The 2060-nt window shown below is 49.7% G+C and carries 1 protein-coding gene; it reads right to left on the bottom strand.

From position 1 onward, the window contains the following. Positions 1-2060 (bottom strand): beta strand repeat-containing protein (locus KIH23_RS13560; RefSeq protein WP_410505158.1); only part of this gene is annotated, 2060 nt, incomplete at both ends.

The raw sequence follows: 2060 nt of genomic DNA, 5'->3' as shown, positions 1-2060 counted from the left end.
ACGTCATGGTTGAGCTTCCGGCAGCAACTCCAACAATCGCTCCGGTAGCAGCATTAATCGTAGCGACCGCAGGATTTGATGAAGTCCAAGTTCCGCCTGAAATTGTTGATGAAAAAGTTACTGAATCTCCAATGCAGATGTTTTGTGTTCCTGATAAAGTTCCGGCCACGACTGGTGCAGTTACCGTCACAGTTCGCACATCCGATGCATTCGGACATCCGCCAGAACCCAAAACGGTATACGTCATGGTTGATGTTCCGGCAGTTACTCCAACAATCGCTCCGGTAGCAGCATTAATCGTAGCGACTGCAGGATTAGAAGAAGTCCAAGTTCCACCCAAAACCGTTGAAGCAAAAGTGACAGAATCTCCGATGCAAATATTTTGAGTTCCGGATAAAGTTCCGGCAGAAACGGGCGAAGTCACCGTCACAGTTCGCACATCCGACGCATTCGGACAACCGCCAGAACCCAAAACGGTATACGTCATGGTCGATGTACCGGCAGCAACCCCGACAATTGCTCCGGTAGCAGGATTAATGGTTGCAACCGCAGGATTAGAAGAAGTCCAAGTTCCACCTAAAACAGTTGATGAAAAAGTCACAGAATCACCGATGCAAATGTTTTGTGTTCCTGATAAAGTTCCGGCTACGACCGGCGCAGTCACGGTCACAGTTCGCACATCCGACGCATTCGGACAACCGCCTGAACCCAAAACGGTATAAGTCATGGTTGATGTTCCGGCAGCAACTCCGACAATCGCTCCGGTTGAGCTATTAATCGTAGCGACCGCAGGATTAGAAGAAGTCCAACTTCCGCCCAAAACCGTTGAGGCAAAAGTGACTGAATCACCAATGCAGATGTTTTGAGTTCCGGATAAAGTTCCGGCAGAAACGGGCGCCGTGATGGTCACACCGGTTGTTGCTGACACATTCGGGCAACCTCCGATTCCTAGAATTGTATAAGTCACGGTATACGGACCAGGCGTTGAAGTGCTCGGATTAATATCTCCCGAAGCAGCATTAATGGAAAGTCCGGCTCCGGCAGAGAAGATTCCCCCAGAGAAGCTTCCGGTTCCGGTTAAAGTTACTGCTTGAGCTGTTGACAAAGTGGTACAGAACGGACTTCCGGCATATGAAATTGAAACCGTTGGCAAGACACAATTGTTAGCCGTACACGAGAGCGAACTTGAGCTAAAGCAACTCGGCGCAGGCCCGGTAGGTGTGAGGGTAATGGTTACGGTATCGCCTGGCGACAAAGCATTAAAAGGATAAGAAGTTACGTTTCCGATGGCTCCCGCATTCACCAAAGCACCGGCATTGATTTGATAGGATAGATTATATCCGGTGGCACCACTCACAGCCGCCCAAGTAAAGAGAACCGATGAAGTGGTGGATGTTCCGCAGTTGATTGTTGGCGAGAGAATACTACTCACATTGACAGTTCGAACATCCGATGCATTCGGACATCCGCCCGAACCTAAAACGGTATAGGTCATGGTTGAGCTTCCGGTAGCAACCCCGACAATCGCTCCGGTTGAGCTATTGATCGTTGCTACAGCTGGATTAGATGAAGTCCAAGTTCCACCGGAAACGGTTGAGGCAAAAGTGACAGAATCACCGATGCAAATGTTTTGTGTTCCTGATAAAGTTCCGGCTACGACCGGCGCAGTCACGGTCACAGTTCGCACATCCGACGCATTCGGACAACCGCCTGAACCCAAAACGGTATACGTCATGGTTGAACTTCCGGCAGCAACTCCCACAATTGCTCCGGTTGAGCTATTGATTGTTGCAACCGCAGGATTCAATGAAGTCCAAGTTCCACCCAAAACTGTTGAAGTAAAAGTCACAGAATCGCCGATGCAAATGTTTTGTGCTCCGGATAAAGTCCCGGCAGAAACGGGCGCAGTCACAGTTACAATTCTAGTCGCGGTTGCATTCGGACATCCGCCCGAACCTAAAACGGTATAGGTCATGGTTGAGCTTCCGGTAGCAACCCCGACAATCGCTCCGGTTGAGCTATTGATCGTTGCTACAGCTGGATTAGATGAAGTCCAAGTT

Origin of the sequence: Flavobacterium sp. CYK-55, from assembly GCF_018413465.1 — a bacterium.
Classification (GTDB): Bacteria; Bacteroidota; Bacteroidia; order Flavobacteriales; family Flavobacteriaceae; genus Flavobacterium.
This window is presented reverse-complemented; position numbering and strand designations above follow the sequence as displayed.